This is a genomic window from Providencia sp. PROV119, from assembly GCF_028482435.1.
Taxonomy (GTDB): Bacteria; Pseudomonadota; Gammaproteobacteria; order Enterobacterales; family Enterobacteriaceae; genus Providencia; species Providencia stuartii.
Window position 1 is genome coordinate 1 of the sequence record NZ_JAMPQL010000001.1, and the last position, 14,954, is coordinate 14,954.

A 14,954-nucleotide genomic window follows, 5' to 3' on the forward strand; every position below is an offset into this window, starting at 1 on the left:
TTTGGAGCACAGTCATACTGTAATCCTTTTACCTCCACTGTCACCACTAACCCCATTGATGGCTCTTTCTCGCCAATCCTGTGCCAGCGAACTGCATATTGGTAGCAAATATATTGAGTAGAGATAAAGGAATGACTCACCATTAGACATTATTTTAATGTTTGATACCATTTTATATGGAATGACTGGTATTTATTTTTTATGGATGGCAATCTGTATCTAAATAACATAATGGTTTAGATCGCTTTATCATACAGAGTACTCGATATCAATTTTATCTACTTATAGGTAAATAACTAGCAAAAATAAAAAAACTTTCTGGTATTGATAGAGGGAATGGATGATGTTGATTACCTACATTTTAGGTATTTTTACAGTTCAAATATTCAGATTTATAGAGGTATAGGTTATGGGTAGTCAATACATGGAAAATATCATCCTCACCAATGATGAAAGAGAGCTTTTTGGCTTGGAATTGATATCCGCTAAATGGGATAGAGTTGAAATCAAAAAAGGGATGGTTGTTTATTTTGATGGTGATGCTATCTGTAAAATTATCTATAACTATGAGCATAGTGGTGAGGGTTTTATCAATACCCTATATATTGAAGAAGATAATTTGATTAAAACGAGAAATAGAGAGTTTGTTTTGACTAGAACAGCAAAAGGCAAAGAGAAAAAATTAAATTATACATCGATTAATGGAATGAAAAGTACGGGTTGTCGTTTTAGTTTAACTTTAAGCACTTCAGGAATTGGTGCGACGTTAAATGTGACGAATAGCCAAAATAGCCTTCGTTTACCTATTCCATTTCCTCAGCAAATTGGAACTGTTGATGCGTTTCGCCAATGGTTAGCCACATTTGTGTCTTCAAGAGATGAACGTTATTTCTCTAAAGTGGAACGTATGAAAAATGCCCCACGAAAAAATGTTAAATATAAGAATGGCGATATTTTTTGTTATGAAATAGACCTAGAATATTATGGATTTGCTCTGATTATAGGTCAGATCACTAAGATAAAAAAAGCAGGCGTGCTGAAGCAAGAGCATATTTGGAATGATCTCATGACGGTTCCCTTAATTGTTCGAACGTATCAGTTCAAAAGCCAAGAAAAAAATATGCCTATTGAAGAAATTATACAGCACAGCTTATCGGATTCATTTTTCATGATGGATGACCATGTTATGAGAGGTGTATACGAGATTATTGGAAATAAACTTTTAACTGCCGATGATATTGATTTTCCCATTCAAGCGGGAAGATCACTATCTAATGACTCTTTTACTCGATTATGTTGGGGAGTTGGAATAAAAAGCCATCCAAATGAACACGCATCAATGCTACCTAGTGGTATTCAAGATATGGAATTGTTGAGACATGGTGTTAATTTTGGTGTCAGTTTTTCAGAAATAAAAACAGTAGAAAGTCGTAAAACACCGTTGGAAAAACTGGCTTTTGCTCATTTTGGTATATCTGAAGATATAACATTTGATGATTTTAATCGGCAATTCGGCGGTATGACTCGTGAAGAATACGCGCTATATGCGAATAAAAAGTAGGGAGCAAATAAATTTGCTAAATCATTACTGGTTCTTATTTTAAACTTTGATATAAACTATACCCAGCAACGGCTCCAGCGACATCATAAGCAAAGTCATGCCAGCTCCATCCCGTACCATTAGGTCGACTGTCATACAGCTCTTTTGCCGCTCCTAGGGTAATGGAAAATAAAACGCCAAATTGCGCAGCATCTCGATGTTGCCAATTTTGCCTATCAGCATAAGCATTGCCGGCCATCGCCATTGCGGCTGAAAAAGCAAAATGCTGTGCCTTATCCTTACCTTGCCAATTATCATTTGCCCAGTGAGCCCCTGAACAGCCTGTTATCGTAAAAATTAAGCCAACAAGTAAATAAGATAATAATGTTTTTAGCAGATTCATTTGTTTATCAACGGGTCTAATATAAAAAGCACCACTGTCGTGGCGCTTTTTATAGATACAAGATACGGATAAATTACAAAATACGACTGATTAAGCGGTCTACTCTAATTCGTCTTAAGCGGCGAATGAGTTTTTTCACTTTGATTGGATAGGTTTGGATACTATCTAATTCACGATAATGACTCACAATTTTTGTATGAGTGCGAATACAGTCAAGTTCATGCTGACGCTGCTCTTGCATCTCTTGATTTGGGTCGTGAATTAAAACCGCATTTTCAAGATCCAATCCCCACGCTCGTGGGTTAAGATTATTGCCTGTAATAAGTTGCCATTGGCTATCAACCCACATCCCTTTTAAGTGATAAGTATTATCACCATCTTTCCACAGACGAATTGTTAATTGCTTACTATCAACAAATTTTTGTAAGCGGCTAACAAACCGCCGTAGATTAATCTCATAGAGGTACGGCAAAGCCCCAATAATTTTAAATGGCTCTTCAGGGGGAATATAGAAATCATTAGCAGTTTTATCACCAATAATAATTTCCACCTGCTTACCTTCACGTAATAGTCGGCTAATAATCCTAACTAATACGGCTGGAAGATTGAAATAAGGGGTACAGATTGTGAGTTTATTTTGTGTTGAACTCATTAGATGGGTAATTGTTCGGTTTAGGTCATTTTTTTTGCCTAAACCAACTAGAGGCGTGACGGCTAATTCACCATTAGTTGCATTACCCTTAAATTGATATGAGCTTCCTCTAAGTGAAAGACGGAATTGTTTGATGATATTTTTGAATTCGGCGGTTTTGGGTCTGTTTGCCTTATTCAATAGCTGAATCGCATCCGATTTTAGTAAGGCATCATCAATATAAGTCTTCATTGATGTCGTTAATGCCTTATTTTTGATCAGCTGATACCGGTCGTAGCGATATCTTTCATGGCGCTGTAGATAGACATCATTAATACTAGCGCCACTGTACAATAAAGTATCATCAAAGATAAAACCTTTTAGATGCAAGACACCTAAGGCTTCCCGTGTATTCACAGGAATACCATAAATAGGGATATCAATGTCCGGGTATTGTTGCGAAACATCATAGTACCAGTCTGCATTCGTTGAATTAGCGGCTGCACCAATTCTTCCTCGTTGCGCACGGTGCCAATCAACAAGTATTTTAATCTCTAATGATGGATTCGCTTGCTTAGCGGCATACAGTGCATGAAGAATATCTTTACCTGCATCATCTTGCTCTAAATATAACGCAGTGATGTAGATGCAATGTTGAGCAATAGATATTTGTTCAAGTAGAGCATCACGAAAATCTTCTGTCTTATATAGCGTTTTAACATCAGCAATAGACTGAGCCAGTTTAGGTAAACTCGCTAAATATTGTTGATGTTTTGCTTGTTTTAATTTTGACAACATCACAGTGTAAATTTTCTCTTAATTAGTCTAATAGCAAATCGCTTGTATAAATATACTCTCAGGTATTGGTAAGCGAATGATCTGTCGATGATAGCATACTTAGCCAAACCATTTAGAATAAATTAAAAACCTGTTTAATTGTTGTACAGGTTTATTTAGGCTATCGGGTTATAAATGTAATGTTAAGTTTACAACCCCATCTTCAAATTGAACGTCAATCTCGAAACCTAACTTTTTCGCTAGGCTGATCATATTACGGTTTTCGGGCATCGTGATTGCTGTCAATTTTTTTATACCATGTGAACGGGTATAGCTCAGTAATTTAGTCATTAATTGATAGCCAAGAGTTAGCCCTTTCATATCCGATCTGACGAGAACCGCAAATTCTGCCTCTTGGTTATCAGGATCTGCCATTGCGCGAGTCACCCCTATAATTTCAGGGTTTGAATCAGGATCCCTAACAGCCACGAATGCCATTTCGCGGTCATAATCAATTTGCGTCATATTGGCGAGATCATCATGCGTAAACTCACTGATTTCACTAAAATAACGATAATAAAGATCCTCTTTAGTCACTTGCTCAATAAATGATTTTAATAGTGGTTCATCTTCCGGCAATATTGGTCTTAGCAAACAAGTGAGATCATCTTTGAGTGAGATAGTTTCTTCTAGTTCGCTTGGATAAGGGCGGATCGCTAACCTTGATTTTTGGTTCTCTTGCTCTGGAATTAATGTCATTGAGACATCAAGTAAAGTGAATTCATCTCCAGAGGCGAGTAACGGATGAATATCTAGTCGTGCAATATTTGGGCAATCAATAATTAGGTTTGAAACCCTCACCAGCAAACTCGCCAGCCCTGGGATATTGAGTGGTGCCAGTGCACTGCGCGCTTTGATTTTATAGCCTTTAATGGCTTGAATAACTAGGTATCGCGCTAGGGCCAAATTCAATGGTGGTAAAGCGACCGCAGCTTGGCTCTCTTGTTGCCATTCAATACCGCCTTCCCCTAGCATAATTAATGGGCCGAAGACGGGATCAAGTTCAACGGCAATACGCAACTCTTGGGCGCCAGCACGGTTCGCCATACTTTGCACCAGTAAACCTTCGATACGTGCATTGGGGAAATTGGTGGATACACGCTCCATAATGGCTTTAGCAGCATCTCCCACTTCTTTAGCATTACGTAAGTAGAGCATTACCCCTTGTACTTCTGATTTATGCACAATATCTGGTGAACGTAACTTTAATGCGACGGGGTAGCCAATTTTCTCTGCAATTTCAATTGCCTCATCACTAGAATGAGCTATCCAAGTTGGTAGGCTGTTTAAACCATAAGCCTGTAAAATAGGCTGAACTTCATGTGTGTCTAAGTGTAAGTTGTTATTTTGTAGAGCCTGTTGAATATATTCATGTGCTTGCTGAGTGTTGGCTGTGATACCAATTGGGAGCGCTGGCGTTTCTTTTAACTGTTTTTGGTTGCGTCGGTACTCGACCATATGCATGTATGCGGTTATCGCGCCTTCAGGTGTACGATATGTTGGTATCCCTGCTTCACTAAAGAGCCGACGTGAGGTTTGTGATGAGTATTCGCCACACCAGTTAGTTAGTATGGTTAACCACTTACCTCTTGGATGCTGCTTAATGGTTTTGATGACTTTTTCTGCCATTGTCTTGCTTTCTGTTATGGCACTAGGTGTATAGATCAATAACAGTGCATCATGGTCATGGCTATCGAGCATTTTGTTCAATACGTTAATATAGCGATCAACGGTGGCATCATCACCTAGGTCGATAGGATTTTGGGTTGAGAGGTCAAGGGGAAGGAGTGAACTAAGTTCATTTTCTGTTTCTTGACTTAAGGTAGCGAGCTTACCGTTTCGTTGCAGTAGCTCATCTAAAGCCATCGCCGCAGGGGCGGCGCCATTACTAATGATAGATAGGCGCTCCCCTCGTAGAGGCGTCATATAGCTTAGGGTTTCAACCGCAGAAAACATTTCATGAGTATCTTGTACTCGAAGCAGCCCTGCACGCTGGATGGCAGCATCGTATGCCGCATCAAGACTTGGTTTTTCACCGAGTAGTTGTTGAGCTTTTCGGGTACGACCGCTTTTTATTACTAGAATTGGCTTATTCCGTGATGCGCTACGTGAGGCGGAAAGAAAACGACGTGCATCGCTAATATTTTCAAGATAGAGCAAAATAGCACTCGTTTTACTGTCGCGAGCCAGATAATCCAGTAAATCATCAATATCGATATCAATGCTATCACCCAAGGCGATAAAGTAAGAAAAGCCAATATCTCGGTGACGCGCCCAATCCAGTACGGTATTAGAAACGGCAGCGGATTGAGAGATAAAGGCTAATTTCCCTTTTAGGATTGGGATCGGTGAAAAACTCGCATTAAGCCCTTGCCATGGAGCCAGTATACCGAGGCTATTTGGACCGAGTAGCCTTATTTGATATTGCTGGGCGATTTTCTTGAGTTCAGCGAATTGAATTGAAGGAGATGATAAAATAATAACCACATTACAGCCATATTCACCGAGCTGTTTTAAACATTCAGGGTTTTTCGAATGGTGAGTACAGATGACCGCAAGATCTGGTTTTAAAGGCAATTTATCGATGGATGGGTAAGCTAGCACGCCAAGAATAGAGCTTCGGTTAGGGTTGACAGGGAGAATAGGCCCCTTAAAACCATTAGTTAATAAGTTTTTCATCATTACCGAACCTGCACGATTCGGATTTTCAGAAGCACCAATCACAGCGATCGATTTTGGTCTAAATAACGATTCTAACTGACTCAGTAAACCCATGGCAGATAACCTTTTGCTTTAGTGAGCGAAAACACCGTTCAAAGAATATTGAGAAGCCAAGTAATACTATGCCGTATCTGATAATTAGTGCTAGTTTATCCTGTTTATTTAATGGAATTATCTAATGATGTTCACGTTTTAAACTGCTAACTATCCTAAAGTTGCATGACGTTCATCTTTGTAGATAAACAATCGCTTATTTTTTCTACTCACTTTGAGTTAGCTGCTTTTCTGCTTGGCGCATTTGTGCGAGTGGATGATGCGGCTTGCCTTCCAAGTATTTGTCTCTAAATAGGTTAAAATGGTTGAAGAGCTGTTTAGAAGCGGAAGTATCTCCTGCTAGCTCAAGGAGTGTTGCTGCAACTTCTGCTGTGCAGTGTTGATCCTCTTTTGAAGGGGTACGCAATAAATAATCTGTTCGTGCTTTTGTATTGATTGATAATACAGGGATCTGGTCAAGATAAGGGCTTTTACGGAACATTTTGCGTGCTTCTGGCCATGTACCGTCTAATAAAATAAATAATGCAGGTTTATCTGAAACGGTTGGCTGGTTGACTACCGTTCTTCCACTTTGAGCATAACTTTCAGGGAAAATAATATAAGGCTGCCGTGTTGGGTCTTGAATCGCAGCAAGGAGTTGTGGGTCTGGATCGGTTCTTGACCACTGGAAAGCCAGCGTATTCGGTAAAATATCTGCGATCAGTTTTCCTGTATTACTTGGTTTAAAGACCTCTCCCTCATACATGATTAAACAGAATTGGCTCTTAGCGTGGACTGGGACAATTTCTTGGCACAGGCATTGTGGAACGGGAAGTAGGCAATAATGACAGCGTTTAACGCGACACCCTCGTGCTTTAAAGGGTTTCGTTGAGGCGGTCAGGCGTTCTTGGCGTAATGTATAAACGGCATTTTTAGTCATGTTGGGTGCAGCTTTTGATATTGTACGGTTTTGATAAAACAAAGCGCGTATTGTACGTAAATCCGTTAAATGACGATAGAAGTATATTCGGCATCTTTTAGATGCAATAATAGCGTGAATCAGTGGCGTAGCTCGGCAACATCATGTAACCTTCGCGCCATAGCTTTGTAGGGGATAGCAATGAACGACTCGAATGATTTTAATGGTAAGAATGGTAAAGTAAAAGTGATGTATGTCCGTAGCGAAGGCCAAGATGATGGTCATAGCAAAGGCAAGCGTCAACAAGATAATAAGCGCACGAATGATAGAAGAGGTGGCGGCGGACGTCGCAATGAGCGTTCAGGTCGTTTTGATGATAGAAAAAGCCAACCACCTCGTGAGCACTCCGCTTGGCGCACCGTATCGAAGCCAAATAGTGATGAGTTAATCCATGATCATGGTGGGATTGCCGGTAAAAGCCAGATTGACCCTGAGCAATTGCGTAAACAGCGTTTAGAAGAAACGCGTATTTATGGTGAAAATGCGTGTCAGGCGATGTTTAAAAATCGCCCAGAAGCGATTGTTCGTGCATGGTTCCTACAATCAGTCACACCTCGTTTTCGTGATGCGCTAAAGTGGATGGCTGCTAACCGTAAAGCATACCATGTGGTTGATGATGAAGAATTAACGAAAGCATCTGGAACAGAGCACCACGGCGGCGTCTGTTTTCTGATTAAAAAACGCGGTGGTATGAGTGTGGAAACTTATCTGCAACAAGCACCCGCAAAAGATTGTGTTTTGGCGTTAGAAGATGTCGGTAATCCACATAACTTAGGTGGCATCATGCGTAGTTGTGCGCACTTTGGCGTGCAAGGTGTGATTTTACAAGATGCGGGCGTTGTGGAGTCTGGTGCTGCGATTCGAACGGCTGAAGGTGGCGCTGAACATATCAAAGCGATTGATGCTGATGGTCTGAGTAACACGTTAAGCCAATTCCGCCAAGCTGGTTATACGATTGTAACGACATCAAGCCATAAAGGTAGCCAAGATATTGCGAAGGCTAAGTTGCCAGCAAAAATGGTGTTAGTCTTAGGCCAAGAGCGTGATGGCTTGAGCGACAGCGTATGGAACGAGGGGGATATGAGCCTGTATATTGGTGGTACAGGTAAAGTTGAGAGCCTCAATGTTTCCGTTGCGACGGGGATTATGTTGGCACAATGGTGGCAACAGAATAAAGCTAACTAGTTATTTTAATTAATAAATAAAACTGCATATGAAAGGTGAAATTATCGCCAATTAATATGCAGTTTTTTTATTATTAGGCTCTAAGCAATGTGCGTACAACATTATTTGATGGAGAGATAGGAATGAAAATTCCGTCGTACTTAACCCATGATTTCCCCTCAATACAGGGTAACGGAGAATTGACCGAGGTTTATTTTGGCTCACAATCGACAGAGGATACGTTTGAAATTTGGTTCACGGGTGAGGTGATTTCTGTCGATGGGGAAACACACCCTTATATCATGGAAACTGATAGTCATCCCCTAATAATAATTGCTAAACACTCTGTATCAGGTCAAACATTCTTGCTGTTTGATGGCACAATTCATGGGTATGATGCGATGTTTTGTGATCAACCTTATGATGAGCCTCTTGAGCAGTTATCACCAATAAAATATGACTTTCCCCCAGCGATTTTGAAGCTCTCCTTTTTTTATAATATTGATTATGAAGATGAAAAAGAGAGCTATGAGTTTGATGCGATGGGAAATGTTATGCTATTGAATGGGCTGAGTATGCCATGGGAGCAAGTCAAATGTGACGGTTTTGATGCCTTTGCACTTTCTGTGATTGATACGCAAGGTATAGAGCATGAAATTGTGAATTTAGAACTCGCTTAATAATTCAGTGAGATAATTTAGTTCATGGTCTAAAAACTCTTCTTTAGGGTAATTGCAGGAAAATGCTTCCAATATATGATTGATAAAAGATTTGATATCTAAACGCATGAGAGGCGTGGGCTTGCTGATAATTTTATAAGCAGCTGAAATCTCATTTAAACTTAGACAATATTCATAGTAGCCTACCTGAATGGCGTCGCTAATTTGTTGGGGTAAAGTAGTAAAATCGAGATCATCTTCTTCAAGTTTTAGCTGCATATAAGTGAAAACATCTTCAAGAATATCAAAGGAATGTTCTTCTTGATAGCGATTAACATAGGTAATAAGTTTACGGCGATATTGCTCTGCTTCTCCTTCGCTGATTGAGTTAATTAGGGCAAGTAACTCGCTATTTTCAATCCATGATTTCAACATTTTTTTCCTCGTTATAGTGTATAAATACTGTCATGTTGGTGAATAAAATAAGGTCTCATATTGAATCTATGAGACCTTATTAATTAGAGTTTAGTGTGCTCCGCCACCTTTAGAGCCTGCGCCAAAAGGTGGTTTGGCGAACCAAACAATGACCATGAGCAAAATAAAGATCCCTGCAGATAACCAGAAAATTTCATTTGCAGATAAGATCAGCCCTTGGTCGGTAATTGTTTTCGCTAAATAGGCGGCACTTTGCTGCTCATTCATACCAATTTGGGCTAATTCACTGTACATATGTTGAGAATTTGGATTGTACGGGTTAATAAACTCCGTCAGATTCTCATGGTGCATCGCTTCGCGTTGTGTCCACATTGTGGTTGTAATGGATGTACCAATCGCACCCGCTAATGTCCGTGTGAAGTTAGATAAACTTGATGCTGAGGCCATTTTTTCAGGAGGAAGCCCTGATAAAGTAATGGTCGTCAATGGCATAAAGAAACAGGCAATCGCTAGCCCCTGCACAAATTGTGGCCATGCTGCGGCGGCAAATCCCATATCCGGCTCAAATGTATAAGCACGCCAATAGTAACAAACAGCATAAACAATAAAGCTAAAGGTTACGATATAACGCATATCAATGCGATTACCGAAACGTCCAATAATTGGTGTGATCAACAAGGGCAATAAGCCTACTGGGGCGGAAGCAAGACCCGCCCAGGTTGCTGTATAACCATAAACTTCCTGTAGGAGTTGGGGAAGTAGTACGATTGTTCCGAAGTAGAGCATATATGCAAGACTAAGCGATAAACAACCGATGGTGAAGTTGCGCTCCTTAAATAACGAAAGATCAATGACAGGGTGATCGTCAGTGAGTTCCCAAACAATTAAGAACGATATCGCAACAACAGCAATGACGGTCAGCACAATAATTTCAGTGGAATTAAACCAATCTAGCTCTTTCCCTTGGTCTAGCATGATTTGCAGGGCACCAATACCGATAACTAGCAGTACTAGCCCGATAGTATCAATGGGTTGAATAGAAATTTTGGTTTCACGCCCTTTTAGTGTCTGCATAATGGCAAAGATAATTGCGATACTAAATGGAACGTTGATAAAGAATATCCAACCCCAATGATAATTATCACTGATGTAGCCACCCAATATTGGCCCACAAATTGGCGCGATAACGATGGTCATTGACCAAAGCGCCAAGGCCATATTCCGTTTGGCAGGGGGGTAGTTATTGAGCAATAAACTTTGGGATAGGGGAATTAATGGCCCTGCAACCAGCCCTTGTAACACACGGAATAAAATCAGCATTTCAAGGCTGCCAGAGATACCACATAACCATGAAGTTAGTGCAAATAGGCCTGTCGACCATAAAAATAGCCTAACTTCACCAATCCTGCGGGCTAACCATCCAGTAATAGGAATTGAAATCGCATTTGCCACACCAAAAGAGGTAATTACCCACGTTCCCTGCGAGTTAGAGGCGCCAAGATTACCTGCAATCGTTGGAATGGCAACGTTAGCAATTGTTGAATCAAGTACTTGCATAAATGTGGCCAATGACAGAGCAATGGTCATCCACGCGAGTTTTGATCCTGTTAACGGTGTATTTGTCACAATTACACCTCGGATTATTTGTTGCCTGAGTTATTGTTAATAATCTCAGTAACTATTTTGTCTGCAGGAGACATATCTATGGCAAGTGCAGAGGTGTGATATGCAGGCGCTTCACGCATACCTTTTGATAGCACTTTGCCATCTTTATTAAGCGTGTCTACCGTCACTTCTGTCGATAAGCCAATACGTAATGGATATTGCTCCAATTGGGCCGGGTCTAATACGATACGGACGGGTAAGCGTTGAACTACTTTGATCCAATTCCCTGTAGCGTTTTGAGCAGGCAGTAATGAAAATGCGCTACCTGTTCCCATATCTAACCCTGCTACGGTGCCATTGAAGACAATATTTTTACCATAAAAATCAGTCGTTACTTTAACGGGCTGTCCAATGCGCATATCGGCAAGTTGGGTTTCTTTGAAATTGGCATCAATCCACATACCTTCAGAAGGAACGATAGCCATCAACGGTGTTGAAGTCGTAATTTGTGAGCCGACTTGTACGCTACGGCGTGAGACATAACCATCCACAGGGCTGACAATTTTAGTTCTCTGCAATGCTAACCATGTGTTCCTAACTTCTGTTGCGGCAGCTTCGACAGCCGGCTGTTTTTCGAGTGGAGTATCTAGAATGATCGCTTTGTTTGCATTGAGTTGCTCAATAGCCACTTCGAGCGCTGCTTTAGCGCTGACAACGGCTTCGCGAGCGTGTTGCAGTTCTTCTTTCCCGATTAGGTTACTGCTGCCAAGGACTTCACGGCGTTTTAAATCGTTTTGTAGACTAATTAGCTCAGAGCGCTTCATATCAATATTCGCTTGATATTGGCGGCTATTCACTATCTGCTGGTGGGTTTGACGAACGCTGTTTGCTAAAGTGGTTTTGGCTTTTTCTAATGCAAGTTGAGCATCTCGAGGGTCAAGCTCTACTAATACTGTACCGCTTTTGACGAAATCGGTGTTATCGACATTCACCGTCATAACACTGCCAGAAATTTGAGATTGAATTTGAACTTGGTTACCCGCAACGTAAGCGTTATCAGTCGTTTCATAATGGCGTAAAACAAGGAACCAGTATATTGCCCAGCCAACGCCAATAGCAATAAAAAGGAATGTGAGAAACATTAAAGCATTTCTGCGTTTTCTTTTTTTATTTGGTTGTGGATTTTGGGTTGGTTGCATTTCCTCATGGGCACTCATTGGGTGTTTCTCCGCTCATCGGCATTTTAGATCACGAATGTTCCCAGCAGTTAACATTAACCACTGGAAACTAAGACAACAATTGAAATATTTGCTTGATGGGATATCGTAAGCACAAGTTAGAAAGGATAACGAAATCTTTCAGACAGAAAAGTCTTTTTTCGCCTTTTTGCTTATAAATGCCTCAAATACATTACCCACAAAAATACAATGGTTAATTATTTACTATAATCTTTAACAGTATCTAGCTTTATTAGCAACTTACGCATCAACTTATTCAGTTGTTGTTGTTCTTCAGCATCTAATACTGACCAGATATCTTTTAAGGCTGCATGCTGAGGAGGCAATAACCCTGCTAAAAATTCAGAGCCTTTTTCAGTTAGGTGAAGATGCAAACAACGACGGTCATTGTGACTTTCTTTACGTTCAATCCAACCATTTTTTTCCAGTTCATCGGCAATACGGGTTGCATTAGTGCGTGAGGATCCCAAAGCAGCGCTTAGCTCAGAAGGTTGAATACTGCGGGAATCTTTTGTATCTAGGATCATTAACGCCATAAACAGTGTTTCATTAATCCCTTGAGCTTTGAGCATATTATTACGAGACTCAAGGAGCTTGCCATGAACATGCATACAAAGGCGTGTTAGGAGGATCTCCTGATAGGGAATGGGATTGCTGTGTGAACTTTGCTGTGCGACGCGAGCATTAAGTAACTCTTCAGTCGGAGTAAATGAACTTTCCATTATTTAGATACCTTATTAGTTTCAGTTGGTAAGATTACAACTGTCATCAACCATCTAAATGGTATATCAAAAGCTAAAATTAGCAATTGTAGTTAATTGATACCATCAAATTTATTTTGATAATGATACATAATTCATAAATTTTATGAATGTAATTTGCTAAATTTAGTATAGCTTAATTATACTCTTCTGCCTTTTAAATTATTTACGTATAATAAAATCATCATTTTGCTTTATTTTTCATCATGATAATAACCGAGTAAAACAAAATAAAATCACGTAATTATACTGATGCACTCTCCTTACTGTCATGATTTCATGACATTTGTAAACCTTTCCTCTGTTACTTAGTATTGTTAGGTGACAACTAACATATTGATTACAATAACTACAAGAAATAGTAATTTATATAAATTACATTATAACTTTATAGAAAGGTATATTTTTTGTTTAACTGTGTCATTTGATGATTTTTGCCTATGTAATTATTGCAAAATAAAATCATTGGCAAAAATTTGTGATTATAAAGAGAGGAAGCGGAGAATGAGATATTAAGTATAAATTAAGTATTTTTACCGATGTATTATATTTTCTGATAGATTTATGGCAGGGTTTATAAAGAGTGCCTAAAAAAAGACACTCCTTGCGAGTATATTTTATTCATCGGATGGGTATATGGTGGGGTCAAAGCGAATACCTATTGCCCAAATAATCAAACTGATCACACATAATATGCCGCCAGCGATAGCAACGCCTTCCCAACCTGCTTTTTCGTAAGCATAGCCAGATAATAAAGAGCCAAGTGCACCACCAATAAAATAGCTCGTCATATAGCCTGCGGTAATACGATTACGCGCATCAGGTAAAATACGGTATAGAGTACTTTGGTTAGTGACATGGACAGCTTGAATAGCCAGGTCAAGTATTAAGACGCCAATAATAAAAGCAATCAGTGAATCCTTTGCAAATCCAATTGGGATCCATGACAGAAGCAATAAAATTAAGCCGATGGTTGTCACTCGTTTTCCTTTACCTTTATCGACGAGATGACCGGCTTGGGAAGCCATGAATGCTCCGGCAGCACCAACTAAGCCAAAAAGGCCGATAGTTCCTTCTGAAAAACTAAAAGGTGGGCTGGCAAGTAGAAAAGCCATGGCAGTCCAAAGTAATGCGAAATTGGCGAAGGATAGGGCGCCCAATAGCGCACGAACGGCCAACACAGGGGTTCCAAAAAAGAGTCGACCTATTGAAAACAGCAACTGGAAGTAATTTAGGTTTGCTTTTTGATGATAACGAGGCAGTTTAATCGCAAGCACAATAATTAAGATAATAAGTAGGGCAAAAGCGACCCAATAAATGGTTCGCCATCCTCCTACCATAGCGACGGCGCCGGAAATTGTTCTAGCAAGTAAGATCCCTAATAGCAATCCACTCATGATGATACCGACAGATTTTCCCCTTTGATGAGGTTTTGCCAGCGAGGCTGCCATTGGGATGAGCACTTGAGCAACAACTGAAAATAGCCCTGTGAGTGCCGTTCCAACAAGAATTTGCCAGATATTATTTGAGAGCGCGGTGATAAGTAAGCCGATAGCTGACAAGGATGTCATTGTTAATATCAGGCCTTTACGCTCAAAGATATCACCTAGGGGAACTAAAAAAAGTAGACCTACTGCATAGCCTAATTGGGCGACAGTCACAATAAATCCCGCCATATTTGTGGTCAGGTTAAATTGAGTGGCGATAGTGTCTAGAAGGGGTTGCGCGTAGTAGTTACTAGCAACGACGAGGCCTGTTGCGATGGCCATTAATATGACTAAACCCGGAGTGAGTTCTGCTTGTGGTGCCTTATTCATTCAATATCTACTCATCATTCATAAGGCCTCTACTATAAAACAATTTTGAGTTATGAATGGGAACATTTTATCTATTAATAAAATAATTCTATAAGTTGGGAAGCGTGCAAAAAAGCCACCTAAAAAGGCGG

At 40.1% G+C, this 14,954-nt stretch carries 12 protein-coding genes; 3 read left to right on the plus strand and 9 right to left on the minus strand.

Annotation, left to right across the window (positions count from 1 at the left end; all coding sequences use genetic code 11):
* The first annotated feature begins 424 nt into the window (after positions 1-424).
* Positions 425-1,561 carry an immunity 26/phosphotriesterase HocA family protein gene (locus PSF11_RS00005; protein ID WP_231133727.1) on the plus strand — a complete coding sequence of 379 codons (1,137 nt, stop codon included), beginning with the start codon at positions 425-427 and terminating at the stop codon, positions 1,559-1,561.
* Positions 1,562-1,595: 34 nt separating this feature from the next.
* On the opposite strand, the gene PSF11_RS00010 is transcribed toward PSF11_RS00005, so the two are convergent.
* The 4 genes from PSF11_RS00010 to PSF11_RS00025 form a co-directional block, all read right to left on the minus strand.
* Positions 1,596-1,943: a YfiM family lipoprotein gene (locus PSF11_RS00010; protein WP_060560644.1), complete on the minus strand. Its 348-nt coding sequence runs from the start codon at positions 1,941-1,943 to the stop codon at positions 1,596-1,598.
* Between the two features lie 73 nt (positions 1,944-2,016).
* On the minus strand, positions 2,017-3,372 hold the full coding sequence (gene pssA / locus PSF11_RS00015; protein WP_004917572.1) for a CDP-diacylglycerol--serine O-phosphatidyltransferase: 1,356 nt from the start codon (positions 3,370-3,372) through the stop codon (positions 2,017-2,019).
* A 168-nt stretch (positions 3,373-3,540) separates the two neighbouring features.
* The gene (locus tag PSF11_RS00020; protein WP_014657698.1) at positions 3,541-6,186 is read right to left on the minus strand and encodes a bifunctional acetate--CoA ligase family protein/GNAT family N-acetyltransferase; all 2,646 of its coding nucleotides are present in this window, start codon (positions 6,184-6,186) and stop codon (positions 3,541-3,543) included.
* Between the two features lie 205 nt (positions 6,187-6,391).
* Positions 6,392-7,105, minus strand: coding sequence for a tRNA-uridine aminocarboxypropyltransferase (locus PSF11_RS00025; protein WP_014657699.1), 714 nt, complete (start codon positions 7,103-7,105; stop codon positions 6,392-6,394).
* Positions 7,106-7,285: 180 nt separating this feature from the next.
* Between PSF11_RS00025 and PSF11_RS00030 the strand changes: the two genes are divergently transcribed.
* Complete coding sequence (locus PSF11_RS00030; RefSeq protein WP_072502896.1) at positions 7,286-8,329, plus strand: tRNA/rRNA methyltransferase; 1,044 nt, start codon at positions 7,286-7,288, stop codon at positions 8,327-8,329.
* Between the two features lie 122 nt (positions 8,330-8,451).
* Complete coding sequence (locus PSF11_RS00035; protein ID WP_053110344.1) at positions 8,452-8,988, plus strand: hypothetical protein; 537 nt, start codon at positions 8,452-8,454, stop codon at positions 8,986-8,988.
* Here PSF11_RS00035 and PSF11_RS00040 read toward each other — a convergent pair.
* From PSF11_RS00040 to PSF11_RS00060, 5 genes are all read right to left on the minus strand, one after another.
* Positions 8,974-9,402, minus strand: a complete 429-nt coding sequence (locus PSF11_RS00040) for a hypothetical protein (protein ID WP_072502897.1) — start codon at positions 9,400-9,402, stop codon at positions 8,974-8,976. The genes PSF11_RS00035 and PSF11_RS00040 overlap by 15 nt on opposite strands.
* 90 nt (positions 9,403-9,492) lie before the next feature.
* Positions 9,493-11,028 carry a multidrug efflux MFS transporter permease subunit EmrB gene (emrB, locus tag PSF11_RS00045; protein ID WP_036943452.1) on the minus strand — a complete coding sequence of 512 codons (1,536 nt, stop codon included), beginning with the start codon at positions 11,026-11,028 and terminating at the stop codon, positions 9,493-9,495.
* 14 nt (positions 11,029-11,042) lie between these two features.
* Entirely contained in the window at positions 11,043-12,224 is a 1,182-nt protein-coding gene (gene emrA / locus PSF11_RS00050; protein WP_004917588.1) for a multidrug efflux MFS transporter periplasmic adaptor subunit EmrA, read from the minus strand.
* Between the two features lie 218 nt (positions 12,225-12,442).
* On the minus strand, positions 12,443-12,967 hold the full coding sequence (mprA, locus tag PSF11_RS00055; protein WP_004917591.1) for a transcriptional repressor MprA: 525 nt from the start codon (positions 12,965-12,967) through the stop codon (positions 12,443-12,445).
* Between the two features lie 656 nt (positions 12,968-13,623).
* A complete protein-coding gene (locus PSF11_RS00060; protein ID WP_004917593.1) occupies positions 13,624-14,823 on the minus strand; it encodes an MFS transporter in 1,200 nt (399 codons plus the stop codon).
* Between the last annotated feature and the right edge of the window lie 131 nt (positions 14,824-14,954).

Excerpts from the sequence above, each read along its gene's own strand:
- PSF11_RS00005 (WP_231133727.1), top strand. The coding sequence starts at position 425 with ATGGAAAATATCATCCTCACCAATGATGAAAGAGAGCTTTTTGGCTTG.
- PSF11_RS00010 (WP_060560644.1), bottom strand. The coding sequence starts at position 1,943 with ATGAATCTGCTAAAAACATTATTATCTTATTTACTTGTTGGCTTAATT.
- pssA (WP_004917572.1), bottom strand. The coding sequence starts at position 3,372 with ATGTTGTCAAAATTAAAACAAGCAAAACATCAACAATATTTAGCGAGT.
- PSF11_RS00020 (WP_014657698.1), bottom strand. The coding sequence starts at position 6,186 with ATGGGTTTACTGAGTCAGTTAGAATCGTTATTTAGACCAAAATCGATC.
- PSF11_RS00025 (WP_014657699.1), bottom strand. The coding sequence starts at position 7,105 with ATGACTAAAAATGCCGTTTATACATTACGCCAAGAACGCCTGACCGCC.
- PSF11_RS00030 (WP_072502896.1), top strand. The coding sequence starts at position 7,286 with ATGAACGACTCGAATGATTTTAATGGTAAGAATGGTAAAGTAAAAGTG.
- PSF11_RS00035 (WP_053110344.1), top strand. The coding sequence starts at position 8,452 with ATGAAAATTCCGTCGTACTTAACCCATGATTTCCCCTCAATACAGGGT.
- PSF11_RS00040 (WP_072502897.1), bottom strand. The coding sequence starts at position 9,402 with ATGTTGAAATCATGGATTGAAAATAGCGAGTTACTTGCCCTAATTAAC.
- emrA (WP_004917588.1), bottom strand. The coding sequence starts at position 12,224 with ATGAGTGCCCATGAGGAAATGCAACCAACCCAAAATCCACAACCAAAT.
- mprA (WP_004917591.1), bottom strand. The coding sequence starts at position 12,967 with ATGGAAAGTTCATTTACTCCGACTGAAGAGTTACTTAATGCTCGCGTC.
- PSF11_RS00060 (WP_004917593.1), bottom strand. The coding sequence starts at position 14,823 with ATGAATAAGGCACCACAAGCAGAACTCACTCCGGGTTTAGTCATATTA.